This is a genomic window from Nocardia sp. NPDC059228 (assembly GCF_042754245.1).
Taxonomy (GTDB): domain Bacteria; phylum Actinomycetota; class Actinomycetes; order Mycobacteriales; family Mycobacteriaceae; genus Nocardia.
Genome location: NZ_JBHZAL010000171.1, coordinates 1 through 406 on the forward strand (window position 1 = coordinate 1; position 406 = coordinate 406).

The window sequence follows — 406 nt, forward strand, 5'->3', positions numbered from 1 at the left end:
GTTAAAAGCCTCTAATAGAAATGGTGTCAAACTCCCTGTTGATATATGGATAATACCTACTGTAAAAAAGAAAGCATATCCAAATAAATATGGGGAGTGTAATATTAACTGTGTAAGTAAGGAATGCGTACGGTTCCTTACTCACACAGTTTTTTATTTGATAGAATAATAAGTATAAAGCTAAAGGAGTGGTTTCAGTGGGGAAATTGAAAAGAGATCCGAACTCCGTAGAATTAGCTAACAAGATTATCGAACAGTATCAGCCTAAATCAGTAGAAGATATGCAAGAAGCATTAAAAGACATATTTGGTCCCATGTTTGAGTCAATGCTAAAAGGTGAAATGAATCACCATTTGGGCTATGAATCCAATGACAAGGGAGAAAAAGAAACAAGAAATAGAAGAAA

Annotated in this window: 1 pseudogene; it reads left to right on the forward strand. The window is 34.0% G+C overall.

Annotated elements, in window-relative coordinates:
- Window positions 1-188: 188 nt before the first annotated feature.
- Window positions 189-406, forward strand: a pseudogene (locus ACFXKA_RS43250) (IS256 family transposase); the annotation flags it as partial.